The sequence below is a fragment of the Rhizobium sp. CB3060 genome (assembly GCF_025200735.1).
In the GTDB taxonomy this organism is placed as follows: domain Bacteria; phylum Pseudomonadota; class Alphaproteobacteria; order Rhizobiales; family Rhizobiaceae; genus Rhizobium.
Window position 1 is genome coordinate 545,178 of sequence record NZ_CP104158.1, and the last position, 25,678, is coordinate 570,855.

The 25,678-nt window shown below is 59.2% G+C and carries 27 protein-coding genes and 2 tRNA genes; 18 read left to right on the plus strand and 11 right to left on the minus strand.

Annotated features, from left to right (window positions below):
* Positions 1 to 79: 79 nt before the first annotated feature.
* The 7 genes from N2601_RS02675 to N2601_RS02705 all read left to right on the plus strand — a co-directional run bounded on the left by N2601_RS02675 (position 80) and on the right by N2601_RS02705 (position 7,574).
* Positions 80 to 532, plus strand: coding sequence for a hypothetical protein (locus N2601_RS02675; RefSeq protein WP_104822270.1), 453 nt, complete (start codon positions 80 to 82; stop codon positions 530 to 532).
* A 57-nt stretch (positions 533 to 589) separates the two neighbouring features.
* Positions 590 to 1,108: a DUF721 domain-containing protein gene (locus tag N2601_RS02680; protein ID WP_245463930.1), complete on the plus strand. Its 519-nt coding sequence runs from the start codon at positions 590 to 592 to the stop codon at positions 1,106 to 1,108.
* A 22-nt stretch (positions 1,109 to 1,130) separates the two neighbouring features.
* Positions 1,131 to 1,355 (plus strand): type II toxin-antitoxin system RelB family antitoxin, encoded by a 225-nt coding sequence (gene relB, locus N2601_RS02685; RefSeq protein ID WP_104825010.1) that lies wholly within the window; start codon positions 1,131 to 1,133, stop codon positions 1,353 to 1,355.
* Positions 1,339 to 1,521, plus strand: coding sequence for a type II toxin-antitoxin system RelE family toxin (locus tag N2601_RS02690; RefSeq protein WP_311319437.1), 183 nt, complete (start codon positions 1,339 to 1,341; stop codon positions 1,519 to 1,521). The genes relB and N2601_RS02690 overlap by 17 nt, the downstream gene beginning before the upstream one ends.
* 277 nt (positions 1,522 to 1,798) lie before the next feature.
* On the plus strand, positions 1,799 to 2,536 hold the full coding sequence (locus tag N2601_RS02695) for a DsbA family protein (protein WP_104822271.1): 738 nt from the start codon (positions 1,799 to 1,801) through the stop codon (positions 2,534 to 2,536).
* Between the two features lie 117 nt (positions 2,537 to 2,653).
* Complete coding sequence (locus N2601_RS02700) at positions 2,654 to 6,115, plus strand: chromosome segregation SMC family protein (RefSeq protein ID WP_260303965.1); 3,462 nt, start codon at positions 2,654 to 2,656, stop codon at positions 6,113 to 6,115.
* Positions 6,116 to 6,257: 142 nt separating this feature from the next.
* On the plus strand, positions 6,258 to 7,574 hold the full coding sequence (locus N2601_RS02705) for a hemolysin family protein (protein WP_104822273.1): 1,317 nt from the start codon (positions 6,258 to 6,260) through the stop codon (positions 7,572 to 7,574).
* A gap of 23 nt (positions 7,575 to 7,597) precedes the next feature.
* Here N2601_RS02705 and N2601_RS02710 read toward each other — a convergent pair whose 3' ends face one another.
* Together N2601_RS02710 and N2601_RS02715 are read right to left on the minus strand one after the other, a co-directional pair.
* Positions 7,598 to 7,930 (minus strand): HigA family addiction module antitoxin, encoded by a 333-nt coding sequence (locus tag N2601_RS02710; protein ID WP_104822274.1) that lies wholly within the window; start codon positions 7,928 to 7,930, stop codon positions 7,598 to 7,600.
* Positions 7,931 to 7,939: 9 nt separating this feature from the next.
* Entirely contained in the window at positions 7,940 to 8,209 is a 270-nt protein-coding gene (locus tag N2601_RS02715) for a type II toxin-antitoxin system RelE/ParE family toxin (RefSeq protein ID WP_104825011.1), read from the minus strand.
* A gap of 182 nt (positions 8,210 to 8,391) precedes the next feature.
* Between N2601_RS02715 and ppdK the strand changes: the two genes are divergently transcribed.
* A complete protein-coding gene (ppdK, locus tag N2601_RS02720; protein ID WP_104822275.1) occupies positions 8,392 to 11,058 on the plus strand; it encodes a pyruvate, phosphate dikinase in 2,667 nt (888 codons plus the stop codon).
* 27 nt (positions 11,059 to 11,085) lie between these two features.
* Here ppdK and N2601_RS02725 read toward each other — a convergent pair whose 3' ends face one another.
* On the minus strand, positions 11,086 to 11,352 hold the full coding sequence (locus N2601_RS02725; protein WP_104822276.1) for a hypothetical protein: 267 nt from the start codon (positions 11,350 to 11,352) through the stop codon (positions 11,086 to 11,088).
* Between the two features lie 122 nt (positions 11,353 to 11,474).
* Positions 11,475 to 11,891, minus strand: coding sequence for a hypothetical protein (locus N2601_RS02730; protein WP_199773523.1), 417 nt, complete (start codon positions 11,889 to 11,891; stop codon positions 11,475 to 11,477).
* Positions 11,892 to 12,133: 242 nt separating this feature from the next.
* On the opposite strand from N2601_RS02730, the gene N2601_RS02735 reads away from it, so the two are divergent.
* Complete coding sequence (locus tag N2601_RS02735; protein ID WP_104825012.1) at positions 12,134 to 13,066, plus strand: DUF1499 domain-containing protein; 933 nt, start codon at positions 12,134 to 12,136, stop codon at positions 13,064 to 13,066.
* A 6-nt stretch (positions 13,067 to 13,072) separates the two neighbouring features.
* Here the strand turns inward: N2601_RS02735 and N2601_RS02740 are convergent, their stop codons facing one another.
* Complete coding sequence (locus tag N2601_RS02740) at positions 13,073 to 13,981, minus strand: MBL fold metallo-hydrolase (protein ID WP_104822278.1); 909 nt, start codon at positions 13,979 to 13,981, stop codon at positions 13,073 to 13,075.
* Positions 13,978 to 14,277: a cupin domain-containing protein gene (locus N2601_RS02745; protein WP_104822279.1), complete on the minus strand. Its 300-nt coding sequence runs from the start codon at positions 14,275 to 14,277 to the stop codon at positions 13,978 to 13,980. The genes N2601_RS02740 and N2601_RS02745 overlap by 4 nt, the downstream gene beginning before the upstream one ends.
* Before the next feature lie 159 nt (positions 14,278 to 14,436).
* Between N2601_RS02745 and N2601_RS02750 the strand changes: the two genes are divergently transcribed.
* A tRNA-Gln gene (locus N2601_RS02750) sits at positions 14,437 to 14,511 on the plus strand.
* A 126-nt stretch (positions 14,512 to 14,637) separates the two neighbouring features.
* On the opposite strand, the gene N2601_RS02755 is transcribed toward N2601_RS02750, so the two are convergent.
* Both N2601_RS02755 and N2601_RS02760 read right to left on the minus strand, forming a co-directional pair.
* Positions 14,638 to 15,732, minus strand: coding sequence for a hypothetical protein (locus N2601_RS02755; RefSeq protein WP_104822280.1), 1,095 nt, complete (start codon positions 15,730 to 15,732; stop codon positions 14,638 to 14,640).
* A gap of 337 nt (positions 15,733 to 16,069) precedes the next feature.
* Positions 16,070 to 16,468: a hypothetical protein gene (locus N2601_RS02760; protein WP_104822281.1), complete on the minus strand. Its 399-nt coding sequence runs from the start codon at positions 16,466 to 16,468 to the stop codon at positions 16,070 to 16,072.
* A gap of 303 nt (positions 16,469 to 16,771) precedes the next feature.
* On the opposite strand from N2601_RS02760, the gene N2601_RS02765 reads away from it, so the two are divergent.
* The 6 genes from N2601_RS02765 (at position 16,772) to N2601_RS02790 (ending at position 20,943) form a co-directional block, all read left to right on the plus strand.
* Positions 16,772 to 16,848 (plus strand) — tRNA-Pro (locus N2601_RS02765).
* 1,235 nt (positions 16,849 to 18,083) lie between these two features.
* A complete protein-coding gene (locus N2601_RS02770; protein ID WP_445945001.1) occupies positions 18,084 to 18,803 on the plus strand; it encodes a pentapeptide repeat-containing protein in 720 nt (239 codons plus the stop codon).
* A 44-nt stretch (positions 18,804 to 18,847) separates the two neighbouring features.
* The gene (locus tag N2601_RS02775; protein ID WP_104822333.1) at positions 18,848 to 19,345 is read left to right on the plus strand and encodes a GAF domain-containing protein; all 498 of its coding nucleotides are present in this window, start codon (positions 18,848 to 18,850) and stop codon (positions 19,343 to 19,345) included.
* Between the two features lie 188 nt (positions 19,346 to 19,533).
* Positions 19,534 to 19,983, plus strand: coding sequence for a peptide-methionine (R)-S-oxide reductase MsrB (gene msrB, locus N2601_RS02780; RefSeq protein WP_104822334.1), 450 nt, complete (start codon positions 19,534 to 19,536; stop codon positions 19,981 to 19,983).
* Positions 19,980 to 20,513, plus strand: a complete 534-nt coding sequence (gene msrA / locus N2601_RS02785) for a peptide-methionine (S)-S-oxide reductase MsrA (RefSeq protein WP_104822335.1) — start codon at positions 19,980 to 19,982, stop codon at positions 20,511 to 20,513. Before msrB ends, msrA begins: the two co-directional genes overlap by 4 nt.
* 31 nt (positions 20,514 to 20,544) lie before the next feature.
* Positions 20,545 to 20,943 (plus strand): DUF6314 family protein, encoded by a 399-nt coding sequence (locus N2601_RS02790; protein WP_104822336.1) that lies wholly within the window; start codon positions 20,545 to 20,547, stop codon positions 20,941 to 20,943.
* Here the strand turns inward: N2601_RS02790 and N2601_RS02795 are convergent.
* Complete coding sequence (locus tag N2601_RS02795; protein ID WP_104822337.1) at positions 20,940 to 21,830, minus strand: LysR family transcriptional regulator; 891 nt, start codon at positions 21,828 to 21,830, stop codon at positions 20,940 to 20,942. The two genes, N2601_RS02790 and N2601_RS02795, sit on opposite strands and share 4 nt — an antisense overlap.
* A gap of 191 nt (positions 21,831 to 22,021) precedes the next feature.
* Here N2601_RS02795 and N2601_RS02800 point away from each other — a divergent pair, with 191 nt between their 5' ends.
* Positions 22,022 to 22,813, plus strand: coding sequence for a class I SAM-dependent methyltransferase (locus N2601_RS02800; RefSeq protein WP_104825015.1), 792 nt, complete (start codon positions 22,022 to 22,024; stop codon positions 22,811 to 22,813).
* 107 nt (positions 22,814 to 22,920) lie between these two features.
* On the opposite strand, the gene N2601_RS02805 is transcribed toward N2601_RS02800, so the two are convergent.
* On the minus strand, positions 22,921 to 24,009 hold the full coding sequence (locus N2601_RS02805) for a 3-deoxy-7-phosphoheptulonate synthase (protein WP_199773527.1): 1,089 nt from the start codon (positions 24,007 to 24,009) through the stop codon (positions 22,921 to 22,923).
* Positions 24,010 to 24,153: 144 nt separating this feature from the next.
* Between N2601_RS02805 and N2601_RS02810 the strand changes: the two genes are divergently transcribed.
* Positions 24,154 to 24,351 (plus strand): hypothetical protein, encoded by a 198-nt coding sequence (locus N2601_RS02810; protein ID WP_104822339.1) that lies wholly within the window; start codon positions 24,154 to 24,156, stop codon positions 24,349 to 24,351.
* Positions 24,352 to 24,544: 193 nt separating this feature from the next.
* On the opposite strand, the gene N2601_RS02815 is transcribed toward N2601_RS02810, so the two are convergent.
* Positions 24,545 to 25,606, minus strand: coding sequence for a porin (locus N2601_RS02815; protein ID WP_104822340.1), 1,062 nt, complete (start codon positions 25,604 to 25,606; stop codon positions 24,545 to 24,547).
* Positions 25,607 to 25,678 lie beyond the last annotated feature (72 nt).

The window sequence follows — 25,678 nt, forward strand, 5'->3', positions numbered from 1 at the left end:
CTCTAGACGCAACTATGCTGGAAACGGAAGTCGGAAAATATTGGGCTGCCTAGAAGTCAGCCATCAAGGAGAATTCATCATGCTTATCGAGCTTTTCGATCGTCTACTGAATGCGAGTCCCAACCTGGGGCTTCTGAATATCTGCGCAGCGGAAATTCTTTTCTTGTCGCTTGTCTACTACGCGATGTGGAAGTTGTTGCACACGCAGCCATTCAAATTTCTTACCGTCTATCTCAAGCAGGAATTTCAGCCGCAACGAACGAAGCGCTCTCGTCGTTCGCAGTTGATTTATCATGCGTTTGGTGTGTTTTTCTTCCTCATGATGGCGGTATGCGTATATGCCGCTTCCTCGGTCGTATTGCTCGTTGCTGCCTGGCATACCGGTCAGAAGGATGTGTTCCCTCTACAGCTATTGGCTCTGGGGTTTTTCCTTCTTGGTCTTGTTGTAGCGGGGCTGATGCGTAACAATGCAGTGCAGGAGTGGAGATCATTTCACGCTCTTTTACAGAACAGAAAAGGCGGTTCTCTTTGACATTCCTGCTGCGCCAATGCTTCGTTGAGACGCTGGGGAGCGGACTATAGCCTCAAAATGAGCGAATATCGCCTGTCAAAAATGCCGCGTCGTGGCGAAAAGCAGATTTCCGAGCTGACCAACGGCATCGTCGATCCCGTCTTGGCCAAGCGCGCTGGCATCAACACGGCGCTGCTTGGCTCCTGGGACGAGATCGCAGGCGAGGATTTTGCCGAATGCACGCGGCCGGAAAAGATTGCCTGGGCCAAACGCGGCGGTTCGGGCGAGGACGGCGGTTACCAGCCCGGCGTGCTGACCGTCGCCTGCGAGGGCGCCCGCGCCCTGTTCCTGACCCATGCGCAGGGCGAACTGATCCAGCGCATCAACGGCTTCTTCGGCTTCCATGCCGTCAGCCAGATCCGCATCGTCCAAAAGCCTGTTTCCATCACTTCAAAACGCTCCCGCACTCCCCCGCCGCTAAAGGGCGAGGCGGCGCGAAAGCTGGAAGACATGATGGACGGGATCGAGGACGACAAACTGCGTGCGGCAATTCAGAGATTGGGCACCGCGATGGTTTGGAAGCGGGGTAAAAGATAGCTCTATTTTGGGAGATAAGATGATGTTGGCCCTGCGGCTTCCGCCGGAAATTGAAGCAAGGCTCGATGCGCTTGCCAAGCGCACCGGGCGCAGCAAAAGCTTTTATGCTCGTGAGGCAATCCTCGAGCACCTGGACGATCTTGAGGATATCTATCTTGCGGAGAAACGCCTGGAAGAGTTTCGCCGGGGCGAGAGCGATACTGTTTCTTTGGCTGAGTTAATGGCGCGCTATGGCGTGGACGATTGAGTTTCAGCGATCTGCGGAGCGCGAACTCGAAAAGCTCGGACATGAGACTTCGCGACGCATTCTTAAATTTCTCCATGAGCGTGTTTCCAAGCTGGACAATCCGCGCTCCATCGGCGAGGCCTTGAAAGGTTCTGATCTTGGTGACTTTTGGAAATATCGGGTCTGAGACTGCCGGGTAATCGCGCATATCGAAGATAGCGCTATACGAATTCTGATTGTTCGAATCGGAAATCGCCGTGAGATTTATCGAAGATAGTGCCGCATAGTGGCTCATCTTCACGGCCGTCTGCCCATCCCTGCGAATTCTGACGATAATTTAACCTCTTTGTCTTCGGTAGGTCACAATTCTTTGAAGAAAGTTGGTCAACCGTGCCTTGTTCGCAGCAACTAGCCGTTATATCGCAGTGAACCATTCAAAGACCTCTTAAACGACGGGTGACTATATGCCGATGTCCGACATGCTCTTGACCAAACGCCACCTGCTGGGCGGCACCGCCGTTGCGGCCCTCTCTATGGCGTTCGCTGCCTTTGCCGACACCGCATCCGCCGCAAACGCCACCACGGTCGGTGGTGCGCAGGAGACCACCAACACCGCTGCCTCGCCGGAGGATGAAGTCCCGTCGTCGGAAGGCAATGTCGACATGAACGAGGTGCTGAAGCCCGGCCCCTTGCCGGAAATCGCACTCGGCAAGGAAGACGCGCCGGTCAAGATCGTCGAATACATGTCGCTGACCTGCCCGCACTGCGCGCATTTCGCCGTTACCACCTTCGACGCGATCAAGCAGAAATACGTCGACACCGGCAAGGTTCGCTTCATCATCCGCGAATTCCCCTTCGATCCGCGCGCTGCCGCCGCCTTCATGCTGGCCCGTTGCGCGCCGCAGGAACAGTACTTGCCGATGGTCGATATGCTGTTCAAACAGCAAATCGCCTGGGCTTCACCGGATGTCGATGGCCGTGCCGCGCTGCTGCAAATGTCGAAACTTGCCGGTTTTACTGAGGATAGCTTTACGAAATGCTTGACGAACCAGAAGCTTCTGGATGATGTCAACTCAGTTAGGGAACGCGCAGCCAAAGACTTCGGCGTCAATGCTACGCCGACCTTCTTGATCAACGGCAAGCGTTATGCAGGGGACATGTCGGTTGGTGCCATGTCGAAGCTCATCGATAGCCTTCTCTGATCCGTGCCTTTTCGAAACGGCGGGCGGCGGGGAAACCCGCGCGCCCGTTTTTTTGTGCCTCACTTCTGATGGGGTTTCTTCCTTCCCCCGCTGTCGCGGAGAGGGGGAGTGGCGCTTATGAAGTTCAACAGGCTTCGTCTCGTCGGCTTCAAATCCTTCGTGGAGCCGGCGGAATTCGTCATCGAACGCGGCTTGACCGGCGTCGTCGGCCCGAACGGTTGCGGCAAGTCCAACCTGGTCGAAGCGCTGCGCTGGGTGATGGGCGAGAACTCCTACAAGAACATGCGCGCTTCCGGCATGGACGACGTCATTTTCTCCGGTTCCGGCAATCGTCCCGCGCGCAATACCGCGGAAGTCGGCCTCTATCTCGACAATAGCGACCGCACGGCGCCGGCCGCCTTTAACGACAGCGACGAAATCCAGGTCACCCGCCGCATCGAGCGCGAGCAGGGCTCGCTTTATCGCATCAACGGCAAGGAAGCCCGTGCCAAGGATGTACAACTGCTATTCGCCGATGCCTCGACCGGCGCGCGTTCGCCGTCGATGGTTGGGCAGGGGCGCATTGGCGAGTTGATCCAGGCCAAGCCACAGGCCCGGCGCCAGCTTCTTGAAGAGGCCGCCGGCATTTCCGGCCTGCATTCGCGCCGGCATGAGGCGGAGCTTCGTCTGCGCGCCGCCGAAGGCAACCTCGAGCGTCTCGACGACGTGACCTCGCAGCTTGAGAGCCAGATCGAGAGCCTGAAGCGCCAGGCGCGGCAGGCCAACCGGTTCAAGATGTTGTCCGCCGACATCCGCGCCCGCGAGGCGATGCTCCTGCATATCCATTGGGTGCAGGCGAAGGAGGCGGAAGCGGAGGCCGACAACGCGCTCAAGCAGGCAACCGTTCTGGTCGCTGAAAAGGCGCAGATACAAATGGAGGCGGCGAAGGCGCAGGGCATTGCCAGCTTCAAGCTGCCGGACCTGCGCGAAGAAGAGGCAAAAGCCGCCGCCGCATTGCAGCGTCTGCAAATTGCTCGCACCCAGCTTGAAGAGGATGCCAACCGCATTCTGCGGCGTCGAGACGAGCTGACCCGGCGGCTGGCACAACTGGCCGAAGACATCAGCCGTGAAGAGCGCCTCGTTGCCGATAATGCCCAAATCCTGGCAAAGCTCGATGCGGAGGAGGCCGATATCGCCGATATTCTCGCCGATTCCGGCCGGCTTGCCGAGGAAACGCGCGAGGCTTTCGAGGAGGCTGCCGCGAAGCTGGCCGATAGCGAGCGTATCTTTACCGGGCTGACTGCCGAGCGCGCCGAGGCCGCCGCCGCCCGCAATCAGCTCGAGCGCGCCATCCGCGATCTTGCCGACCGGAAGATGCGGCTGGAACGGCAGATGGATGAGGCCAACGGGGAGCTCGCTGCGATCGATGAAAAGATAGCCGCCCTGCCGGATCCTGGCGAAAAGCGCGACGTGGTCGAAGCCGCTGAAAATGTCGTCGCCGACACCGAGGTGGCGATCCAGTTCGTTGAGGCGGCCCTCTCCAAGGCTCGCGAGACGGAGGCTTTATCGCGCGCGCCGGTCGATGAAGCCCGTTCGCGGCTGAATGCCTTGGAAACGGAAGCGCGCACGATCTCCAATATGCTCGCGGCGGGAGCCACCTCGGGCGCATTTGCACCCGTTGCGGAAGAGCTGCGCGTCGACCGTGGCTTCGAGACCGCGCTCGGCGCAGCTCTTGGCGACGATCTGGAATCGCCGCTGGATCCGCAAGCGCCCGCCCACTGGTCCGACAATGGCAGCGGCGCGGCCGATCCTGCCCTGCCGGACGGTGTCGTGCCACTGATTTCGTATGTGGGCGCACCGGCGGCATTGACGCGACGCTTGCGCCAGATCGGCCTTGTCACTGCCGCAGACGCTATGCGCCTCATGCCGGCATTGAAGCCAGGCCAGCGGCTGGTGACGAAGGACGGCGCCGTATTTCGTTGGGACGGGCATGTGACCGGGGCAGACGCTCCCAGCGCGGCGGCTCTGCGGCTGGCACAGAAGAATCGTCTTGCGGAGCTTGAGGCCGAAGCCGAGGTGGCGCGCGATATCCTGGCTGAGGCTGAGGAGCGTTTGGCGATTGCCGGCGACGCGATCCGGGCCGAGGAATCCCGTCTTGTCGTTGCGCGTGATACCAGCCGGCTCGCTGCCCGCCACCTTGCGGAAGCTCGCGAAGCATTGGCGATGGCCGAGCGCGCCTCCGGCGATCTGATCCGCCGTCGCGATGTCATCACGGAAGCTGCCAGCCATCTGCAGGCGCAGATGGAAGAGGTGGCGGTGCGAGATGAAAATGCCCGTATCGAACTAGAGGATGCGCCCGATCTGGCGGACATCGACTTGAAGCTGCGCGACCAGCAGGCGGAGGTCGCCACGGATCGCGGCGCGCTTGCCGAAGCGCGTGCCCGTTACGAAGGGCTGAATCGGGAAAATGAGGCCCGGCAGCGCCGCATCCTGGCGATTCGCCAGGAGCGTGACGGTTGGCGCCAGCGCGCCGCCAGCGCCGAAGAGCATATCCAGACCCTGCGCGACCGTGAGGAAGAGGCGCGCGATGAAGCTGCCGAGCTGGACCTTGCCCCGGATGAATTCGATGACAAGCGCCGCGCGCTGATGAATGAATTGCAGAAGGCGGAGGAGGCGCGCCGCACCGCGGCCGACCGCCTGGTCGAGGCGGAAATCGTTCAGCGCGAGGCCGATCGTCAGGCCGCCACGGCACTGTCGGAATTGGCGGAAAGCCGTGAAAAGCGTGGCCGTATCGAGGAGCGCCTGGTTTCCGCCCGCGAGCGCCGCCAGGAAAGCGAGTTGCGTATCCGCCAGACGCTGAATGTCGAACTGCATGAGGTGCTGCGGCTTGCCGGCCTGTCGGCGGGGCAGAATATTCCCGATTTGCGCGAGGTCGAGCGCGAGCTGGAGCGGCTTAAGATCGAGCGCGAGCGCCTTGGTGCCGTCAACCTGCGCGCCGAGGAGGAAAGCAGGGAACTGACAGAACGGCTGCGGGCCTTGATCAAGGAGCGTGATGATGTCATCGACGCCATCCGCAAGCTGCGCGGTGCGATCCAGAGCCTCAACCGCGAAGGCCGCGAGCGGCTGATCGCCGCTTTCGATGTTGTCAATGTGCAGTTCCAGCGGCTGTTTACCCGTCTCTTCGGCGGCGGCACGGCCGAGTTGCAACTGATCGAATCCGACGATCCGCTGGAGGCGGGCCTCGAAATTCTCGCCCGTCCGCCGGGTAAGAAGCCGCAGACCATGACGCTGCTTTCCGGCGGCGAACAGGCGCTGACAGCGATGGCGCTGATCTTTGCCGTCTTTCTCACCAATCCGGCCCCCATCTGCGTGCTGGACGAGGTGGACGCGCCGCTCGACGACCATAATGTCGAGCGCTATTGCAATCTCATGGACGAGATGGCGGCCTCGACCGAGACGCGTTTCGTGGTCATCACCCACAATCCCATCACCATGGCCCGCATGGACCGGCTCTTCGGCGTGACCATGGCCGAACAGGGTGTCTCACAGCTTGTGTCCGTCGACCTGCAGACCGCGGAGCAACTGCGGGAAATAGCTTGAGGCGCCTCTTTCCGATTGGAAAAAGGAAAAGCTATTCCCATATCGACAAGAAATTGCCGCCTCGGCTGCCGCACAGCCAAAAAGCGTGTTAGATTTGTTCTCGATCAATAATACGTGGCGCTAATCCGCCCGGAAGGGAAGTATGTCTGGATTTGATGGCGGTATTTTCGATTTCCTCGGAATACTCGCCGTATTGCTGCTCGTCGCTGCGAATGGTTTCTTCGTTGCGGCCGAATTTTCGCTTGTCTCCGTTCGGCGCAGTCGTGTGGCCGAACTAGTCTCCGAGGGGCGGATGAACGCGACCGCCTTGCAAAGGGCAGTCGACAATCTCGACGCCAATCTCGCGGCCACTCAGCTCGGCATCACCATATCTTCGCTCGCTCTCGGTTGGGTGGGCGAACCGGCGCTTGCGCACCTCCTGGAGCCTCTTCTCGATTTTCTGCCTGGCTCCTGGGCTGCTGCCGGATCGCATGCCGTGGCTGTCGTGATTTCCTTCATCATCATTACGGCCCTGCACATCGTCCTTGGCGAACTTGCGCCGAAGAGCCTGGCATTGCAGCGCAGCGAAGGCACCGCCCTCGGCGTGGTGCGGCCGCTGGGCCTGTTTCTGTTCTTGCTCCGCCCGGCGATCTTGGTGTTGAACGGTCTCGGCAATATGGTTTTGCGCCTCTTTGGCCTGCGGCCGGGCGCCGGTGAAGGCTCGCTGCATTCGCCTGCGGAAATCAAAATGCTGGTCGCCGAAAGCCAGGAAGCAGGCCTGTTGGAACAGGCGCAGCAGGAATTGGTCGAACGCGTCTTCAACATCGGCGACCGCGATGTCTCCGATATCATGACGCCGAGGTTGGAGGTCGATTGGATCGATGCCGAGGACTCGCCAGAGGAGATGCTGAAGGCTATTCGCGAAAGCCGTTTCGACCAACTTCTCGTCGGTCGCGGGACGATCGACGAACCGATCGGCATGATCCTGAAGAAGGATCTTCTCGACCAACTCCTCAACGGCCAATCGCTCGATCCGATAGCGGTTATGCGGCAGCCTCTTATCGTTCATGAAGCAACTGCCGTTTTCAAGGTTCTCGAGAGCTTCAAGCGCGCGCCTGTCCGTCTCGCCATGGTCATCGATGAATATGGTAGCCTGGAGGGCATCGTCACGCAGACCGACCTGCTGGAAGCCATCGCCGGCGACTTGCCGGATATGGAGAACGAAGGACCGGATATCGTCGAGCGGGCCGACGGCTCCTTGCTGATCGAAGGCATGATGCCGGCCTATGACGCTTTCCAGCGGCTCGGCCTGCGCGAGCGTTCCGAAGACAATTTCCACACCTTCGCGGGCTTCGCGCTCTACCAACTCGGTCATATCCCCGAGGTCGGCGAGAGCTTTACATTCGACGGCTGGCTCTTCGAAATCGTCGATTTGGACGGTATGCGGATCGACAAGATTCTGGCGCGGCGGGAGGTGTGAGCCTAGTCGCCTGTTGGCGGTCTTTAGGTTGCGGTCGATGGCGGGTCGTTTGGCTTGCCTTTGAATGGTGCCACCTTGATGTCTCCCTCCCGCTTGCGGGCTTGAGCAATGTCGTAGCTATTCTGCATCCGCATCAGCGTATCCATAGACACGCCAAATGCCTTCTCGATTCTGAGAGCCATTTCTGGCGATAGGTGGGCTCGTTCATTGAGAAGCGCGGACAAGGCCGGGCGCGTAACGCCCAGCGCCTTGGCTGCGTCGGTGACGGAAAGCTCAAGAGCTTCAATGATCTCGCTTTTGACGAACCCGCCCGGATGGGCTGGGTTTTTCATACGGATGCCCTGCAAAGCGTTCATGGCCATCTCCTAGTGATAATCTTCATAATCGAGGTCGATGATCTCAATTTCTGTCCGGTCTATCCGAAACGTCAGTCGCCAGTTTTTCGTGACAAAGAGGCTCCAAGTGCCTTTGCGGTCGCCGGTGAGTAGATGGGCTTTCCAACTCGGCACCGTCCGCAATTCCTCCTCTTGTTCCATATCCTGGAGGAAGGAAATAATTCGCCGTAGTTTTGGCACGAGGGCCGGCTGCAAGCCGGAGGCATCATCCCCCTTATGAATCACGTTTCTGATCTTCATGATTTTAACTAGTTGGGCACGCGTCATGCGTCAAGTGACGCTTTACACACCTGCTATATTGGACACGATTTTTAACACTGCGATTTTATATTTATTGTGCAGCGCAACATTTCGCCGCATTTGTCGATTTTCATTTCCACCTCAATGAATTAAGTTCAACCTTAGGAGTTGGACGGGGGAAAATGACGAAGTGGGTTTATACATTCGGCGACGGGAAGGCCGAGGGGCGCGCCAAGGACTATGAGCGGCTCGGGGGGAAGGGCGCCAATCTTGCCGAAATGTGCAGCCTTGGCCTGCCGGTTCCCCCTGGCTTGACGATCATCAGCGAAGTCTGCGCTTTCTATTACAAAAACGGCCGCAACGTTCCGGAAGACCTGAAGCTGCAGGTGATGCAGGGGCTGAAGCAGATGGAGGCGATCACCGGGCGCAAGTTCGGCGATACCATTCGCCCGCTGCTCGTTTCCGTACGCTCTGGCGGTCGCGCCTCCATGCCTGGCATGATGGATACCGTCCTCAATCTCGGCCTCAACGACGACACGGTGCAGGCGCTCGGCCATGATGCCGGCGACGCCCGCTTCGCCTGGGACAGCTATCGGCGCTTCATCCAGATGTATGCCGATGTCGTCATGGGTCTCGACAACGAGATTTTCGAGGAAATCCTGGAGGATGAGAAGGCTCGCCTCGGCCATGAGTTCGATACCGATCTTTCTGCCGTTGAGTGGCAGCATGTTGTCTCGCTTTATAAGGCCGTCATAGAAGAGGAACTGGACGAGGCTTTCCCGCAGGAGCCCGAGGTGCAGCTATGGGGTGCCGTCGGCGCGGTGTTTTCCAGTTGGATGAACCCGCGTGCGATCACCTATCGTCATTTGCATAATATTCCCGAAGCCTGGGGCACGGCGGTCAATATCCAGGCCATGGTCTTCGGCAATCTCGGCAATTCTTCCGCCACGGGTGTTGCCTTCACCCGCAATCCCTCGACGGGTGAAAAGGAGCTCTACGGCGAATTCCTGGTCAATGCGCAGGGCGAGGATGTCGTCGCCGGTATTCGCACCCCGCAGAGCATCACCGAGGCGGCCCGTATCGCCTCCGGCTACGACCGGCCGTCGATGGAAAAGCTGATGCCGGAAGCCTTTGCCGAATTCCGTCGCATCTGCGCCGAGCTCGAAGCGCATTACCGTGACATGCAGGATCTGGAATTCACCATTGAGCGCGGCAAGCTCTGGATGCTGCAGACCCGCGCCGGCAAGCGCACCACCAAGGCGGCAATGAAGGTCGCTGTCGATATGGTCGACGAAGGTCTGATCACCGAGGATGAGGCCGTTTCGCGCATCGAGCCCTCGACCCTTGATCAGCTCCTTCACCCAACGATCGATCCGCGCGTGCATCGGGAGATCATCGGCTCCGGCTTGCCGGCTTCGCCGGGGGCCGCGACCGGCGAGGTTGTCTTCACCGCCGAGGAGGCGATTGTCGCAGAAGAGGAGGGCCGCAAGGTCATTCTCGTGCGCATCGAGACCAGCCCGGAGGATATTCACGGCATGCATGCCGCCGAGGGGATTCTCACCACGCGCGGCGGCATGACCAGCCACGCGGCGGTGGTTGCCCGTGGCATGGGCATTCCCTGCGTGGTCGGCGCCGGCACCATGCGCATCGACATGCGCAACGAAAAGCTGATCGGCATCGGCGTCACCCTGAAAAAGGGCGACATTGTCACCATCGATGGTTCCACCGGTCAGGTGCTGAAGGGCGAGGTGGCGATGATCCAGCCGGAACTGTCAGGCGATTTCGGGCGTATCATGGAGTGGGCCGACCGCTCGCGCCGCATGACGGTGCGCACAAATGCGGACACACCGGCGGACGCCCGCGCCGCTCGTTCCTTCGGTGCCGAAGGCATCGGCCTTTGCCGCACCGAACACATGTTCTTCGAGGGCGACCGCATCCATGTCATGCGCGAGATGATCCTTGCGGAAGGCGAGGAGGGCCGCCGCGCCGCGCTCGCCAAGCTCTTGCCGATGCAGCGGCTCGATTTCACCGGCATGTTCACCATCATGCACGGCTTGCCGGTGACCATCCGCCTGCTGGACCCGCCATTGCACGAGTTCCTGCCGAAGACGGACGAGGAGATCGCGGAGGTCGCCGGCATCATGGGCATGGAGCCGGCCATATTGCGCCAGCGCGTCGATGCGCTGCATGAGTTCAATCCGATGCTCGGCCATCGCGGTTGCCGCCTGGCGATTTCCTATCCTGAAATCGTCGAGATGCAGGCCCGCGCCATCTTCGAGGCGGCGGTCTCTGCCGCAAAGGAAACGGGTGCCGCGGTCGTGCCGGAGATCATGGTGCCGCTGGTCGGCCTGCGCTCGGAGCTCGATTACGTCAAGGCACGTATCGAAGAGGTGGCCCGCGCGGTCATGACGGAAGCCAAGATGAAGATCGATTATCTCGTTGGCACGATGATCGAGCTGCCGCGCGCGGCCCTCCGCGCGCACATCATCGCGGAAGCGGCCGAATTCTTCTCGTTTGGCACGAATGACCTCACGCAGACCACCTTCGGCATGTCGCGCGACGATGCCGCCGCCTTCATCCCCACCTATCAGCGCAAGGGGATCATAGAGCATGATCCCTTCATCTCACTCGATTTCGACGGCGTGGGAGAACTGATTCGCATCGCTGCCGAGCGCGGCCGTCGCACGCGCAACGATATGAAGCTCGGCATCTGCGGCGAACATGGCGGCGATCCGGCTTCGATCCACTTTTGCGAGGAAATCGGGCTGGATTACGTGTCCTGCTCGCCCTTCCGCGTGCCGATCGCAAGGCTTGCGGCGGCGCAGGCGGCCATCAGAGGCAAGGCTTGAGCTTTCGTCACGGGAGAGGCGAAACGATCAATGCCAACGGCGATGATAATATCCCGGTCCGACCACGATGGACGGCCCCCAGAAGAAATCATCATTGCTTTCCATGAAAGCACGCTGATCCGCGCGCCGGCTCAGATCCTGATTCATCAGGCAATTGGCGAAATTCTCGGTGCCGCGGCGGAAGCCGTAGCTGCTGCATCTCGCTTCATCGGCCGCGCGAATCTCCTCTGCCGTCTGACAGGCCGACAGCACCGTAGCGATGACGATGAGGGAAAGTGCGGGAAAAATACGCATGACTCGATATCCTCGGCACAAATATGCACGCGGGAACTATAGTCTCCCTCAGTGGGGTGCGAAAGTCGTATTGCTGCCCGCTCATCACGAACGGTTGAATGGCATGCCAGGGTGTGAGTCGTTCAAGCGTCGTCACGCGGCCTTTGCGGCAGGCGTTGCAGCAGATCGACGAAGGCATCGGCGAAGCGGAGCAGGGGTTCGGTTTCCTCATCCGGCTGCAGCAGGCGGATTTCCGCATCGTCTTCGTCGAGCACTGCGAAGATGACGCGCATGGCCTCGCTATCCTCGGGAATCCGCAGGACCGCAATCCGGCGGCAATCCGATATCAATCCCGTGGCGGGGAGATCGAAGAGGAATTCGCCATGTGCAGCCCGGGCCGCATCGCGCACGGCTTCGCAAAAGGCCGCTTCGCCACCGGAAAAACCTTCGAGCGATAATTCCAGCTCCACAAGTTCGAGCGGCAGGGTAGGATCGGCAGCATTGGCGACCGTGCCGGCCGCCGCAGGCAACGGCTTGGCGGCGATGTCCGGCGATTGCATCGTTTCCATCTCCTCAAGTCCTTTCATGGCCTAAGTAAACCCCGAAAAGCATGGCTCTTTTTCAGAATTTAAGCAAGTACTCACATTTTGGGCCGACGGTCCGGGCAGCCGGCTTACGGTCGCGCGTTAATCATGCGTTCCGACATCCGATTTATTTTCGCCATTTCTTGTTCTAAACATGAGGTCGACCTTCGGAATTGGGTAGCATCCGCCTTCCGATCCGACGTGCCGACGAGTTCTTCATGACCATTCGCTTCGACCGTCCCGTTTCGCATGCCGCGCGCGCCTCGCGCCTGATTGCGTCCTTTGCGCTGGTGCTGTGCGGGGTGATTTTGGTTGGCCATCGATTCGGGCCGCTGGAAACGCCCTATTTCGTCCTGCTGCTGCTGATTTCCGCCGGCTTTGCCGGGCTGGCGGTGCTGCTTGCCATCATCGGCCTGACGCAGCTCTGGCGGTTTGCTGCCATCGGGGGCGTTTCGGCTTTTAAGGCGCTGATCTACGCCGCTCTGCCGCTGGCGATCGTCGGCATCGGCGTGGAGCGTTATTGGACACGGCCAGCAATCTACGATGTCTCTACCGATCTCGTCGATGCGCCGGAATGGCTGGCGCCGCCGCAGGCCAAGCAGATCTGGCTGCCGCCGAGGCATTTTGTGACGCCGCAGGACCGCGAGGCCCAATATGCCGCCTATCCGGTGCTGACCGGGCGTCGCTACGAAGGCGCTGCCGACCGCGTGCTCGAGGCTGTGCGCAAGGTCGCGAAGGACAATCATATCACCATCGTCAAGGCCGAAGGCGCCGATGTTGTCGATCCGAACAGCCATGAAAAGCCGAAGCGCCCTGCACGCCGGCAGAACCAGAGCCAGACACCGGACGACAGCGCCGTCACCGACATGCCCGATGTCGTCCCCGTGCCGACGCCGCGGCCTTATCGCGACAGCGTGGCCGATCTGATCCGCCAGAATTCCGACGTCGTCCTGCAGGGCGAGACCCGCACCCGCATTCTCGGCCTGAATTTCGATGTGCTGATCCGCCTGCGTGAAGAGGCGGAGACGACGCTGGTCGATGTGCGCGTTGCCTCGCGCTATGGCCAGGACGATCTCGGCATCAGCGCCAACATAGCCGAAAGCTATCTGAAGGCGCTGGACGCTGAACTCCTGGGCATTGCCGGAAGCTGAAGCCGCTCAGGCCAGCCTATAGGTCCCGAACAGCGCCGGCGGCCCGTCCGTTTCGACCTGACCTTTGCCGACGAGATCCTCCAGATGCGCCAGCACCGAGAGTGCAGCCGCGCCATGCAGGCGTGGGTCGGTTTCGCGATAAATGGCCTTCACCATGTCGGGGATCAGGCGGTCGCCGGCCCTGATCCGCTCCAATACGGCGCGTTCGCGCATGCGCCGATGGGTCCTGAGACCGCGCATGAAGGAGGCGGGTTCCTTCACCGACCCACCATGGCCGGGAAAGAAGAGGCGGTCGTCGCGGGCAAGCAGCCGGTCGAGCGACGCCATGTAATCGGCCATGGAACCATCCGGCGGCGCGACGATCGTCGTCGCCCAGGCCATGACATGATCGGCGGAAAAGACAATGCCGCTGCCTTCCAGCGCAAAGCAGGCGTGATTGGCCGTATGGCCGGGCGTCAGCAATGCGGTCAATTCCCAGCCGTCTCCGGAGACGCTTTCGCCGTCGCCAAGCGCAATATCCGGCCGAAAATCCGTATCCGAGCTTTCGGCGAAGGGATTGACCTCGCCCTCATGCAGCGGCCGCGCGGCGCGGTGCGGCCCTTCGCCAACCGTCAACGCGCCCGTCGCCTCTTTCAGCCGCTTGGCAAGCGGCGAGTGGTCGCGGTGGGTATGGCTGACGAAAATATGCGTCACCTCGCGCCCCTTCAGCGCCGCCATCAGGGCCGCGAAATGCGCGTCATTCTCCGGGCCGGGGTCGATCACCGCCACGGACGAGCCGCCGACGATATAGCTGTTGGTGCCGTGAAAGGTGAAAGCGCTGGGATTGTTGACCGTCATCCGCTCCACGCCGGGCGCAATGGGCACCGCGCGGCCATAGGCTGGCTCAAAGGCAAGATCGAATTCGGGAACGCTCATCTCTTGTATTCAATTTCAATGAAGGACATCGGTTCGGACCCAGCATTGACCACATTATGCTCGACGCCGGCGTCACGCCGGTAGGCCGCGCCCTTGGCAAGATCGACACGGCGGCTTTCGGCCCCTTCCTCGATCAGAAACTGGCAATCCGTCATCGGCACCACGACATAGCCGAGGCCATGGACATGATGGCCGGTATCGGCGCCCGGCTCGAAATCCCAGCGGATAATGCGCACCACGGCGTCGTCGACTAACACCGACGGGACGGCCGGAGGGCGGGCGCGAAACTGGCTCATCAGATCTCCTAAAGTGGATTTTGGAACAGCAAGCCCTATCATAGCCCTGCCGAAAGCACACAGAAATATGCGTTCAGGCATAACTTAGTGATTGTGACCGGAAGCGACCTTTGCTAATCAGACGCCGATTTGGCGCGAACAGTCGCCATGTCGCATTGTTGGGGCGTAGCCAAGCGGTAAGGCAGCGGTTTTTGGTACCGCCATCCCCTGGTTCGAATCCAGGCGCCCCAGCCAACGCGATTTGTGAATAAAATCACGCGACAACGTAATGGAAAGTTCCGAAATCGAAACGCTTTTTCGGTCCATAATTCCGTTCAGAGGCGGCTTTTAAGTATCTGATATCCGCATCCATTCGGTTGGCTATTTGTCCTTGCCCCCACCAACATCGACTTTGAACCACCCGCGTGTGTCCAATTTTATACTCATGCGGTCAATTAACTTGAACAGCAGGCCCTCACGCGGGCGGAATTTAACAGTTGCCCTCATTTCTTGACCGGCCTCAGTGATTGTAAAACCCATTTCACCTTCAACTATCAGATTTCTATCATGTAGCTGGTCAACAATATTCCGAACGTCAGATGGACCCTTCACAATTTCCATTTTACCGATGGGATGGCCAATTCGTTCGGATAGCTCAGCAACGTTCGCGAGGGTCTTTAGTTCGGCAATACCCCGATCGATGAGACCAAGAGCGGCGTGGTCGAGCGGGGGGAAGAAATATTGCGACAGTCCAAGCGAGCCAAGACGTTCCTTAATGTCGTCTTTCCTAATGTTGGTTGAAAATAAGTCCCAATCGCGTTGGTCCAGCTCAAAAAGTGGAACCGGGCACAGACCTCGGCCTCTATCAGCCGCTTGGCTGTCGACCTCAAGCATAGGTGCAAACGAAATCGTTTGATTGTTGCTTTCATTCTTTACAAAGACGCGATTGAGATCAATCGCTGCCATCTGGCGGATAAAAAGAACTAACTGTTCGGATACACCTAATCCGGATATTATAGATCCACGCAAAACAGGCATAATAAACGAAGATACACCAGCTAAATCCAGTATTTTCTGAGCATTTGTTAATGTAGATCCAACATCATTACCTTGGGGCAGTGGATTGGCTTTTAGCGCATTAGTGAATGACTCTGCTGCGGTTTGGAATGCAGTCAGATCGAGTTCAGTTCCGCCGATGAGACCGGAAACGACACTCGCAATATGATAGGTGTCGAGGGTAACAGGTCGGGCAGTAAGAACGTTATACTCGGGATTTGCTAGGGCCATATCGCTATGGACGAGCGCCGCGAGCTTGGGATCCATTTCCTTAGAGATCAGCAACAGCCGTTTGCGGTTTTCATCGATGCCAACTGTGAAAAATTCGTGCTCTAGTCCAGAGCGACCGTCCAAACGCGCTTTGGAGGCTACCTCAAAATCTAGTGCTTCGGCAAAAGCACGCCAGAAGTGATACTGCATGCAATTTGGTCCTTGCCTGGTCCTAAATTCATTGATTCGTTTGCTCGCCAGAGTACCGCTTAATTTGTTTGCAAGCGATTCTTTAGCAGCCGCTCAAGAGCAACCAAATCGACCTAACGCGCTAAAAGAAGTGAGCCGCGGTCGGTCCTATTGTGGCGAAGCAGGTTCTGCGTGGTGATGCAGGCAGTAATGCCGATTTAAGCGCCTTGGCAGTCCCTCTTCGTGATCTCGCCGACAAGAATCGACCGCCCCGCCAAGCGCCGAGCACACCCCAAAACAAAAACAGGCGACTCTTTCGAGCCGCCTGCGATAGTTCGTCCCCGATAATCCGAGAAACTCAGCTCGCCTTTTCCGGCGGCGCCAGCAGTTCGGCGCAATAGGAGGAGCCGTTGGTGCCGGGCTGGTCGCCGAGGATGTGGACCGAGCGGATGACATAGCTCTGGTTGGTGACGATATCGGCTTTGCAGCTATAAAACCGCTTGCCGCCCTTCTTTTCGCCCTTCTTGCCGGCGACGGTGACCGTCTTGTAGCCGCCGCGCCACGTATAGACGCGGTTGCCGCCTTCGTCGCGATCGGAGAGCGGCGGGCCGTAGGAGGCGAAGAAGCGGCCGGCCGACTGGCCTTCCCAGCGGTCCTGAACCGGGTTGCTCGCAATCGACGGGAGCGCTGTGGTTGTAGTTGTGCAGCTTGCCAGGGCCAGCAACAGCCCCGCCGCGGTGATCATGCGGATATTCATCGTAACGTCCTTGAGCTTCTGTCTCGCATTCGGTTGCGCAAACGCCGCTGTCCCACGACATTTCCGCCTGTCCCGCTAAGGCTTTAGCGCCAAAGCCGGCAAAAGAAAATTCCAATCCGCGTGTACAAGTGGGATTTTGCCAAATGTGTTGCGCCTTACGCACTTCGGCCGGTTCGACGCCCATTTTCCTGCCGATTTTCTGAGCAATTGCCTCTGTAATCTTTTCGTCAAAAATCGAATGGTTTTTTTGATTTTGGTGCTTGTGCATCAAAAATGGCTGGTCTATAGAAGCGCCGCTGGTCACGGAGTGTAGCGCAGTCTGGTAGCGCACCACGTTCGGGACGTGGGGGTCGAGTGTTCGAATCACTCCACTCCGACCAGCTTGAAAAGCCCGCATTCGCGGGCTTTTTTCGTTTTGGGCTTCGGTGCCGATTTCTTCCGCGCCTCCGGTTTATCAAGGCTGCCCAATGTTCGCCCGTTGCTGCTGCGCATGGTGTTGCAACCGGTGCTGACGGCGGATGGGCGGAGTATTTGGGATCGGACTCAACGAAAAGCTAATTTAATTAATTCAAAAGTTTGGTTGAAATTAAAAAATTTAATTGATAATATCTAATTGTTAGGCGACTTTCCGCCTACGTGGCTGCACCCGTAGCCACAGCTGGGCCGCCACATCGTCCCCGACAGGCGGCCCAATTTTTGTCTGTATCCACAAATTGGGATTTGCGGAGGTGGACGGGGAGGGCGAAGGAATCTTGCGACGGGCGATGACCACTTTGAGGTCGTGCCGATCAACGCATTTTCCCCATGGCGGCCATTGACTGGAACTAACTCCGCTCTTTCTCCGTTGAAAGTCCAGAGTCCCAAGATGAGCGACGCCCGTAGGCGCGAACGAGATGGTAAGGGTACTCCCGAGGAGATGTACATGGATCTCACCACACTTCTCATAATAGTCGTGATACTTCTTGTGCTGGGTGGCGGCTGGTACGGTCGCGGACGCTGGTATTAAACCGACGATCATCGGGCTGCATCGCTGGATCACAAGCACTGCGAGGCGCTGTTGTGTCCCTAGATCACTGTGCTGATGGGCGAAGCCAATGGATCTCGAGCGGATAAGGGCTTCTATTCGCAGGAGTAATTTTCGATTCCGCCGCGCCAATCAACTCCGCTAAAGCCTCCACAACATCCTTATTGACAAAAACTAAGTCTATCTTACTATTAGCCTGCTAGATTAGATTGACCTCCAATCTGCACCCATGGTGGCCTGGCCGTTTCCCTTGGCTAGGCCACTTTTCTTTTGCTGCGTGCTTTGCTCCCGTCGGCCCCGCCAGTGCCTTGCGCTCGGGCGCGGCATTGGTCTCGGATTTTCCGGTTCTGTTTTTCCTCCGCTCGCTGCCTTCTATCGCTGCAACAAACTGCCGGTAGGGCTCGCCGTGTGATATGCTTTTGCGGCGTGGTCGCTTTTTCGTTGCAGGAAACACTATATACAGAATTGGAGCGGGACGGCTGACTCGATGCTGAGGAGGGGCGCCCGCGTGGTGAAGCGAAGCGAGGGTTAGGGATGCAGTCTTGGCGGGGACGAAATGCCGGCGGCGCGGCTTTGAATTGGGTTGCCGCGATGAACAGGCCGGTTGCTGCCGCTCTGTCCGGGCTGGCGCTGGCCGTGACGATGCTGCTCGCATCCGGCACCCACAATTCGGCACGGGCCGGTGATTGCGGCGATGTGGCTTCGCCTGGTCTCGATTGGAGCGAATGCAGCAAAAACAATATCATGCTGCAGGGTAGTGATCTTCAAAAAGCCAACCTCGTCGGCGCTCATTTCGACGGCACCGATCTCAGCAATGCCAATCTCACATTGGCAAATCTGGAGAAGGCGACGCTGGTGCGCACTTGGTTGAAGAATGCGCGGGCCGATGCGGCGAATTTCTCGAGGATCGAAGCATACCGATCCGATTTCAGCAACATCATGGCCAACGGCGCCAGATTTGCCAGTGCCGAGCTGCAGCGGGCCGAATTCGGCGGCGCGCAGCTTACCAACGCGGATTTTCAGAAGGCCGAGCTTGGCCGTGCCGATTTCGACAAGGCGGTGCTGACGGGGACGAATTTTTCTCTGGCCAATCTTTCCCGCGCTGCTCTGAGCGGCGCGACGATCAAAGGCCCGGTCGCCTTTAGCGGCGCCTTCATGTTTCTGACCCGTATCGAAGGGCTCGATCTCTCGACCGCCACCGGCCTGGAACAGCAGCAAATCAATCTTGCCTGCGGCGATAAGGCGACCAAGTTGCCCGCAGGGCTAAAAACGCCGGAAAGCTGGCCCTGTCCGCCTGACGACAAGGACTGAGTACGATCCGGCCGGCAACGACATAACCGAAAGGCAGCAATCCGATGTTTGCGGAAAAGACGATCCAACACGACAGCAAACCCGAATTCTATCGTGAACTTGCCATTCAGTTGCAGGCGCTGCTCGAAGGCGAGACCGATCCGATCGCCAACGCCGCCAATACGTCAGCGCTGATTTACCAGATGCTGCCGGACCTCAACTGGGCCGGCTTCTATTTCCTGCAGTCGGATGACGAGCTCGTGCTCGGGCCGTTCCAGGGCAAGCCGGCCTGCGTCCGCATCGCGGTCGGCCGCGGCGTGTGCGGGACGGCGGTCGAGGAGGAGCGGTCGATTCTTGTCGAGGACGTGCATGCTTTCCCAGGCCATATCGCCTGCGATGCCGCCTCCCGTTCGGAGCTGGTGGTGCCGCTGTTGCGCGATGGCTATGTTTTCGGTGTCATCGATCTGGATAGCCCGCTCGCCGGCCGCTTCGATACCGACGATCAGGCCGGCATCGAGGCGCTGGCGACGATCTATGCCGCTGCCTGCGACTGGGATCACTGATCGCCGCCAGATGGGCGGCACATCACGCCGCCGTGTGCGATATGGCAAATCGCTTGCCCCATACCTATATCTGCGTCGCAACCACTCCCGCGACGCTCATCGAGTTCGATGTCTGTAACGATATCCAGGGTTCTCTCGTAGTGCCTGGTAGAGTTCGAAATATGCGTCTGAGGGCAAGGAGAACAGGAATGCAGAACTACCGCAAGACTTCCGAGGCTATAGCGAAGCTGTCTCCCGAGCAGTACCGCGTGACGCAGCAAAGCGGTACCGAGCGTCCGGGCACGGGCGAATATCTCAACAACAAGCAGCCCGGCATCTATGTCGACATCGTATCGGGCGAGCCGCTGTTTGCCTCTTCCGACAAGTTCGATTCCGGCTGCGGCTGGCCGAGCTTCACCAAGCCGATCGAAACTGCCAACATCAATGAGCTGACCGACCTTTCGCACGGTATGCTGCGCACCGAAGTGCGCTCCATCCATGGCGATAGCCATTTGGGCCATGTCTTCCCGGATGGACCGGAGGATCGCGGCGGCCTGCGCTATTGCATCAATTCCGCCTCCCTTCGTTTCGTGCATCGCGACAGGATGGAGGCCGAGGGTTATGGTGCCTATCTCGACCAAGTGGAGGATATCCGATGACTACGGAACGTGCAGTTCTCGCCGGCGGTTGTTTCTGGGGCATGCAGGACCTCATCCGCCGCTATAACGGCGTCATCTCGACGCGTGTCGGCTATACCGGCGGCGACGTCCGCAATGCGACCTATCGCAACCACGGCACCCATGCGGAAGCGATCGAGATCGTCTTCGACCCCGAGAAGATCAGTTACCGCGACCTGCTGGAATTCTTCTTCCAGATCCATGATCCGTCCACGCGCAACCGCCAGGGCAACGATGTCGGCATGAGCTATCGCTCGGCTATTTTCTATACCAGCGACGAGCAGAAGCGGGTCGCCTTGGATACGATCGCCGATGTCGACGCTTCTGGTCTCTGGCCGGGCAAGGTCGTCACCGAGGTCACGCCGGCAAGCGATTTCTGGGAGGCCGAGCCGGAGCACCAGGACTATCTGGAGCGTATTCCGAACGGCTACACCTGCCATTTCGTCCGCCCCGGCTGGAAATTGCCGATCAGGCAATCCGGCACTGACACTACCCAGCGCGCGGCGTCCTGAATGACGGACACGTTGGCCGCCGGAGGCGGTCATGGATGAAGGGCTGGGACACTATCTCGGCACATGGGACGTGAGGCGGAAGGTCATCGACCGCCTCAACGCCTCCCTTATCCTCTTCGAAGGTCAGGCGTTCGTCACGCCTCACCAGTTCGAAGAACATGGCGACACGACGATGGACTATGCGACGCTCAGGAGCAGCCGTACCTATCGCCTGCGTGGCGAGGCTGGACATGTCGCCGTCTGCTTCCCCGACCTCACCGAATTCATCCGCATCGGAAATAGCGCCTCGCAGCGCGTCGTTCATCATTGCGGCGCGGATCTATATCGCGGTCGCCTTTTCTTTCGCGGGCCGGATGCATGGGCAGAAATGTGGCACGTGCAAGGCCCCCGAAAACACTATCTGAGCCTCGCTCATTATCGGCGCGCCTAGCTCGGCAGTGCGGGATGCGAGGCTAAAAATGCCTGCGCTTCCTTCTGCAGCCATTCGCAGAACAGGACCGATTTTCGATTCCGCCGGGCGCGCCGCAGCGCCACGTAATGATGGCCGCTGTCGATAAAACCCAATGGGGCGGCGAGGCGGCCGAAGCGGATGTCATCGGTCACATAGGGCCAAGGCGCGACGCCGACGCCAAGGCCGGCGCTTGCAGCCTCCAGCATGAAATAGAAATGTTCATATTCCACCCGCGTTCCGACCTCGACCGGCGCGCCCGAGCGCGACAGCCAGTCGCCCCAGGCGCGAAGGCGGGTTCTGGTGTGAAGCTGCGGAACGCCGGCAAAATTCTCCGCGACGGTTCTTTCGAGGGAAGGGGAGATAACCGGGCCTGTCTGCTCGGGAAAAAGCGCGATCACCTCCGCGCCCTGCGGCCAGGGTGCGGCACCGACCCGGATCGCAACGTCGAATCCGTCTCGCATAAAATCGACGGGGCGGGACGATGCCGTCAGGCGAACCTCGATATTGGGATACTCCGCCTGAAACCGGTAAAGCCGCGGGATCAGCCAACGCATGGTGAAGGTGCCGGGGCAGGAGACGTCGAGCGATCCGTCTTCCATATCCGCAACCGACCGCACCGACATGTCGATCTGATCGAAGGCGGAGACCAAGCCAGACAACAAAGTCGAACCCGCCTCGGTCAATCGCAGCTTGTTCTTCGGCCCTTCGAACAGTGGCACGCCCAACACATCCTCGAGATGCTGGATCTGACGGCTGACGGCGCTATGCGTCACGTTCAGCTCATCGGCCGCGAGCGTCATCCGCCCATGCCGGCCGGCGGCTTCGAAGGCGCGTAATGCGTTGAGGGAGGGTATGCGGCGGGGCATGTGAGATTTCCGAACAACTTTTGTTCGATCATATCGTTTTTCTTCTCGCGCACCATAATGTTTTGTCCTGCTTACAATCTAAATTTCCCGTTGAGGGAATAATGAAGTTCGGAAAAGCAAGAGCATTTTCGGCAACCGCAAGGCCGTGCCGAACCAACAACGAAGCTGCTGAATACAGCCAGAAAGCGAGGATGAAGACCATGGCCAACCGACATCAGGACGGCAGCGCCGGTGACGCAAATTACGGCGTCATCGGCACGAATTACGCAAGATACCGCCAGCCGGATCCACATATTGCGGCGTTTATCCGCGCCGCATTGGGCGATGCCCGCAGCGTCCTCAATCTCGGTGCCGGCGCCGGCTCTTATGAGCCCGTTGATCGCGCGGTGACAGCCGTTGAGCCGTCTGCGTCCATGCGGGCGCAGCGGCCCGCGCATCTGCCCGCCGCCATCGATGCTACCGCCGAGAAGCTTCCCTTTGCAGACGACAGTTTCGATGCCTGCATGGCGACATTCACCGTGCATCAGTGGTCCGATCTGGTGGCCGGACTTGGCGAGATGCGGCGGGTGACACGCGGTCCCGTTCTGATCCTGACCGCCGATCCCGACGAGCTCGATCGCTTCTGGCTCGTCGATTACGCACCCGAAGTGATCGCGGTAGAGGCGCGCCGCTATCCGCAAATGGCAACCATCAGCGAAGGATTGGGCGGCAACGCTGAGGTCATTCCCGTGCCGATCCCGCTCCATTGCACTGATGGTTTCGGGGAGGCCTATTACGGACGTCCGGAACGCCTGCTGGAGCCGGGCGCCCGGCTCGCCAACTCGGCCTGGAGCTTCGTCGACGCTTCGATCGGCGAGCGCTTCGTCGCCGAACTCGGACGCGATCTTAAGGACGGTACATGGGATGCCAAATATAGGCATCTGCGCACCCAGCCGGAATTCGAGGGGTCGCTGAAGCTGATCGTCGGTGGCGGGCGATCCTGAACTGGATTAAAAGGGGAAATCTTTTGTCCTCGCCATTCGGCGAGGACACGCTTAACGGTGGATGGGACCGTTCCCAAGGCTGGCGAACGATCCCCGATCAGAAAATGCTATTGGCGAGGCATCCGCCGCCTTGTTTGTGCGGCTCGGGCCAGTTCCTCCAATGTGCGGACGGAGGTCGGCCAATCAATGCAGCCGTCGGTGATGCTTTGGCCATAGACCAGCGCTTTGCCGGGAACGAGATCCTGGCGGCCGCCGACGATGTTGCTCTCCATCATCATGCCCTTGATGTGCCGGTTGCCGGCAGAGATCTGCTCCGCGACCGAGCTGACGACCAGCGGCTGATTCTCGGGGTTCTTGCTGCTATTGGCATGGCTGGCATCGATGATGATCTGCGCATCAAGTCCAGCCTGGAGTGCCTGAGCCGATACTGCCTGCACACTGGCCGCGTCAAAATTGGGCTGCTTGCCGCCGCGCAGAATGATGTGGCAATCCTCGTTGCCGCGCGTCGAGGCAATCGCCGCAAGGCCTTCCTTGGTCACAGCCGGGAAATGATGCGGCTGCGAGGCCGCCACGATCGCATCGAGCGCTATCCTTACGTCGCCATTCGTGCCGTTCTTGAAGCCGACTGGGCACGAAAGACCTGACGCGAGCTGGCGATGCACCTGGCTCTCGGTCGTCCTCGCGCCGATCGCGCCCCAGCTCACCAAGTCGGCGATGTATTGCGGCGTGATCGTATCAAGGAACTCGCAGCCGGCGGGCAGCCCGATTTCGTTGACATCGATCAAAAGGCTTCTCGCAATGCGCAATCCCTCTTCGATGCGGTAGCTTCCGTCGAGATGAGGGTCGTTGATGAGGCCCTTCCAGCCGACCGTCGTGCGAGGCTTCTCGAAATAGACCCGCATGATGATTTCGAGATCGTCGGCGAACCGATCGCGCTGTTCCTTCAGGCGTGTGGCATAGTCCCGTGCAGCGACAGGATCGTGGATGGAGCAGGGGCCGATCACGACGATCAACCGATCATCGTCATTGTGCAGGATGCGGTGAACGGCGCTGCGCGCTTCCGTCACCGTCGTGGTGACGGCCTCATCCCTGGGAATCTCCTCTAAAATACGGGAGGGTGGGGTGAGGGCAGTGATCTCGACAATTCGCAAATCATCAGTGGAATTCAACACGGTATCGGTTCCTTTTTGGGTCATACCGTGCCGACAAAAAAGCCGCCAGGTAGGACTAGCGGCTGTTCGGGTCTATGTCGTTGCGTCGATTTTACCTACGCACGGGCCCGCCTCCGCTGAGAGCAGCGGTACGAATAAAATCGCGAGGCATTTGCGCAGGTGAATGACATGCGGCCTCTCTACGACAAAAAAAGCGGCTTGTCGATGATGTTGATAGGTTCGAAGCGCATCATCACAACCTTTGGCGTGTGCGGCGGCTTCTTCGCTCTGGCGACATGGCTTTCGAACCGGCTGCCGCTCTTCGGCCTTCTGCTGGCAGTTTCCCAAAACAATGCCATCGGTCTTGGCATTGAAGGGTTAGCTTAGCTAGTGTAAGAATAACATTATATATAATATATAGAACACAAAATTCTACCTCCGGATGTCATGCATCCGGTTGGTAGCGATTAAGGAATGTGAGCGGAACCCGTCTCGGAAGGACCGGCCCGGCTTCGCTGGAAGTCGGCCCGGTCCCCATCCGATCAGGGGTCAAGTCAGATCAGATCTCAGAAATGAGGTCTTAGAAGCTACGCTGGAAGCGCAGAACGCCAGCCCACTGGTCCTGGTTGATGGAGTCCCAGTTGGTGTAGGAAACTTCCGGCTGAACCAGGAGGTTCTTAACCGGGTTCCAACGAAGGTTGGCGGTTGCTGCGAAGATCTTCGAGTCGGTGTAGGCAACCTGAGCGTTAGCCTGCAGCTTGTCGTTGAACGGAACGGTGACGCCGCCCCAAACAGCCCAGTCGCCCCAGCCGATGCCCTTGGCCGGGCCTGCGCCGTTCGCGCTGGCGTACTTGTTCAGCTTGTCGCCGTCGGTGTTCCAGCCGCCCATGATGAACGCCTTGAAGACGCCGAAGTCGGCATCGGCGCGAGCCTTGATGGCGCCTTCTTCGACGATGGAGTCATAACCACCGACGACCTTGAAGCCGAAGTTGCCAGCCTTGTAGCCAGCACCGGCAACGACGTCCGGAGCGTAGTGATCCGAGCTGTCTTCGCCGTTGACGCCGGTTGCGCCAGCGCCGGAGTTGGAATCTTCGAGCGAGATGACCGCCGTGAAGCCGTTGCCGGCGTCGTAGTTGTAGGTCAACTGGTTGAGTTCGTACGGGCCGTCATAGACGACGTCGTCGTTGATGACGTTGCCAGCGTAACCCATGTACAGGTTGTACTGCGAGTCGAGCTTACCGATGGTGAAGCCAGCGAGGCTGATGTTAGCGAACAGAAGCTTCGTGCTCGTGGAGCCGCCTTCCTGCCAATCCCAACGGTAGATGGTGTTGGTCTTCAACGGACCAAACTCGGTGTCGGTCGCGGTATCGACGCTCAGCTGAGCGCGGGTGTGCCACAGCGTACCAAAACGGTCAGCCGGGTTGTAGGCGTTGTACCACTTGCCTTCGGTGCGGACCATGCCGCCGATCTTGAGGCAGGTTTCGGTGCCCGGAATGAAGAAGTAGCCAGCGCCGTATGCGTCGCAGATGCGGACGTATTCGAGCGGCTCCGGTTCAGCAGCAACAACAGCGTCAGCCGCGTGAGCGCCGGAAACTGCTGCAAGCGCAGCAGCGGAGCCGAGAAGAAGGCTCTTGATATTCATAAAAACTCCAATCCAATATAGATTGGGCACAGGCCATCGCGCCGAGAAATCGACGTGCCTCACCCTATCCCT

Bases quoted from the DNA above. Each gene is read 5' to 3' on its own strand.
- N2601_RS02800 (WP_104825015.1), top strand. From the start codon at position 22,022: ATGAAGACCATGGCCAACCGACATCAGGACGGCAGCGCCGGTGACGCA.
- N2601_RS02735 (WP_104825012.1), top strand. From the start codon at position 12,134: ATGACCATTCGCTTCGACCGTCCCGTTTCGCATGCCGCGCGCGCCTCG.
- N2601_RS02700 (WP_260303965.1), top strand. From the start codon at position 2,654: ATGAAGTTCAACAGGCTTCGTCTCGTCGGCTTCAAATCCTTCGTGGAG.
- N2601_RS02760 (WP_104822281.1), bottom strand. From the start codon at position 16,468: ATGAATATCCGCATGATCACCGCGGCGGGGCTGTTGCTGGCCCTGGCA.
- N2601_RS02810 (WP_104822339.1), top strand. From the start codon at position 24,154: ATGCGGCCTCTCTACGACAAAAAAAGCGGCTTGTCGATGATGTTGATA.
- N2601_RS02710 (WP_104822274.1), bottom strand. From the start codon at position 7,930: ATGAACGCTTTGCAGGGCATCCGTATGAAAAACCCAGCCCATCCGGGC.
- N2601_RS02740 (WP_104822278.1), bottom strand. From the start codon at position 13,981: ATGAGCGTTCCCGAATTCGATCTTGCCTTTGAGCCAGCCTATGGCCGC.
- N2601_RS02715 (WP_104825011.1), bottom strand. From the start codon at position 8,209: ATGAAGATCAGAAACGTGATTCATAAGGGGGATGATGCCTCCGGCTTG.
- N2601_RS02755 (WP_104822280.1), bottom strand. From the start codon at position 15,732: ATGCAGTATCACTTCTGGCGTGCTTTTGCCGAAGCACTAGATTTTGAG.
- N2601_RS02775 (WP_104822333.1), top strand. From the start codon at position 18,848: ATGTTTGCGGAAAAGACGATCCAACACGACAGCAAACCCGAATTCTAT.
- N2601_RS02770 (WP_445945001.1), top strand. From the start codon at position 18,084: ATGAACAGGCCGGTTGCTGCCGCTCTGTCCGGGCTGGCGCTGGCCGTG.
- N2601_RS02675 (WP_104822270.1), top strand. From the start codon at position 80: ATGCTTATCGAGCTTTTCGATCGTCTACTGAATGCGAGTCCCAACCTG.
- N2601_RS02745 (WP_104822279.1), bottom strand. From the start codon at position 14,277: ATGAGCCAGTTTCGCGCCCGCCCTCCGGCCGTCCCGTCGGTGTTAGTC.
- msrB (WP_104822334.1), top strand. From the start codon at position 19,534: ATGCAGAACTACCGCAAGACTTCCGAGGCTATAGCGAAGCTGTCTCCC.
- N2601_RS02815 (WP_104822340.1), bottom strand. From the start codon at position 25,606: ATGAATATCAAGAGCCTTCTTCTCGGCTCCGCTGCTGCGCTTGCAGCA.
- relB (WP_104825010.1), top strand. From the start codon at position 1,131: ATGTTGGCCCTGCGGCTTCCGCCGGAAATTGAAGCAAGGCTCGATGCG.
- N2601_RS02690 (WP_311319437.1), top strand. From the start codon at position 1,339: ATGGCGTGGACGATTGAGTTTCAGCGATCTGCGGAGCGCGAACTCGAA.
- N2601_RS02795 (WP_104822337.1), bottom strand. From the start codon at position 21,830: ATGCCCCGCCGCATACCCTCCCTCAACGCATTACGCGCCTTCGAAGCC.
- N2601_RS02695 (WP_104822271.1), top strand. From the start codon at position 1,799: ATGCCGATGTCCGACATGCTCTTGACCAAACGCCACCTGCTGGGCGGC.
- ppdK (WP_104822275.1), top strand. From the start codon at position 8,392: ATGACGAAGTGGGTTTATACATTCGGCGACGGGAAGGCCGAGGGGCGC.
- N2601_RS02805 (WP_199773527.1), bottom strand. From the start codon at position 24,009: ATGACCCAAAAAGGAACCGATACCGTGTTGAATTCCACTGATGATTTG.
- N2601_RS02790 (WP_104822336.1), top strand. From the start codon at position 20,545: ATGGATGAAGGGCTGGGACACTATCTCGGCACATGGGACGTGAGGCGG.
- N2601_RS02680 (WP_245463930.1), top strand. From the start codon at position 590: ATGAGCGAATATCGCCTGTCAAAAATGCCGCGTCGTGGCGAAAAGCAG.
- msrA (WP_104822335.1), top strand. From the start codon at position 19,980: ATGACTACGGAACGTGCAGTTCTCGCCGGCGGTTGTTTCTGGGGCATG.
- N2601_RS02705 (WP_104822273.1), top strand. From the start codon at position 6,258: ATGTCTGGATTTGATGGCGGTATTTTCGATTTCCTCGGAATACTCGCC.
- N2601_RS02725 (WP_104822276.1), bottom strand. From the start codon at position 11,352: ATGCGTATTTTTCCCGCACTTTCCCTCATCGTCATCGCTACGGTGCTG.
- N2601_RS02730 (WP_199773523.1), bottom strand. From the start codon at position 11,891: ATGCAATCGCCGGACATCGCCGCCAAGCCGTTGCCTGCGGCGGCCGGC.